Source organism: Actinosynnema sp. NPDC023658, assembly GCF_040639995.1.
Lineage (GTDB): Bacteria > Actinomycetota > Actinomycetes > Mycobacteriales > Pseudonocardiaceae > Actinosynnema.
This window is the reverse complement of sequence record NZ_JBFAAX010001414.1, coordinates 1-1162: the sequence shown is the minus strand read 5'-3', so window position 1 is coordinate 1162 and position 1162 is coordinate 1. Positions and strand designations below refer to the sequence as shown.

Genomic DNA, 1162 nt, shown 5'->3' with positions numbered 1-1162 from the left:
CGGTATGGTGGTGGTGCGGGTTGTGGAGTCGCTGGGCGTGGTGACCGGGTCGGCCGCTCCGGTGGTGAGCGGCCGGCTGGGCGCCGTGCCCGGCGTCTCGCACGTGGAGGTCGACCGGACCGTGCGACTGCCACCGGTCCCGGACGCCTGAGCCGGGGCGCTCGGCGCGGCGGGGGTCGACCGGTCGCCGGGCGCGGTCCGGCGTGGAGGTTTGGCGCGGGGTTCGGTACGTCCACCTGGGGTAACCGTCTCGTTGAGACGAATCGGTCGTCCGAGGAGGTCGAGGACCATGACAGCCCTGCTCGCCGTGCAGACGGCGCAGGCTCAAGGCATCGGTGACGCCGCCGGTGACGCCCTGCGCTCAGTGGTGACCTTCGTGCCCAAGCTGGTCGGTTTCCTCGTCGTGCTGGTCATCGGGTGGATCGTCGCCCGGCTGCTGCGCACGGCGGTGCACAAGGTGCTGGAGCGGGTGCACTTCGACCGCGCGGTGCAGCGCGGTGGGATCGGTGACGCGCTCGCCCGGTCGAAGTTCGACGCCTCCGGGCTGGTCGCGCAGATCGTCTACTACGCGGTGCTGCTGATCGCGCTGCAGATCGCGTTCGGCCTCTTCGGGTCGAACCCGGTGAGCGACCTGCTGACCGAGATCGTGGCGTGGCTGCCGCGGGCGATCGTCGCGATCATCATCATCGTGGTCGCCGCCGCCGTCGCGCGGGCCGTGCGCGACATCGCGACGCGGGCGCTGGGCGGGCTGTCCTACGGTCCGACGCTCGCCAAGGTCGCCTCGTGGTTCATCCTCGCGCTCGGTGTCATCGCGGCGCTGAACCAGATCGGCGTCGCCACCACGGTCACGACCCCGATCCTGATCACCATCCTGGCGACCGTCGGCGGCATCGCGGTCATCGGCGTCGGCGGTGGCCTGGTCAAGCCCATGCAGCAGCGCTGGGAGGGCTGGCTGACGAAGGCCGAGAACGAGGTGCCCCAGGCCAAGGCGCACGCCGAGGCCTACCAGCGCGGCCGTGAGGACGTGCAGCGGACGACGCAGGGCAGCACGCCGGCCCAGCCGGGTTCGGCGGCCGAGCAGACCACCCGGATCACCGAGACCCCGGCGCACGCGGCGAGCATGCCGACGCCTCCGGTGGGCACGCCGATGCCGCCCGCGCAG

1 protein-coding gene is annotated in these 1162 nt (G+C 72.3%); it reads left to right on the top strand.

Annotation, left to right across the window (positions count from 1 at the left end):
- Window positions 1–289: 289 nt before the first annotated feature.
- The coding region (locus AB0G02_RS41430; RefSeq protein ID WP_360806410.1) for a hypothetical protein at window positions 290–1162 on the top strand (873 nt) is incomplete at its 3' end.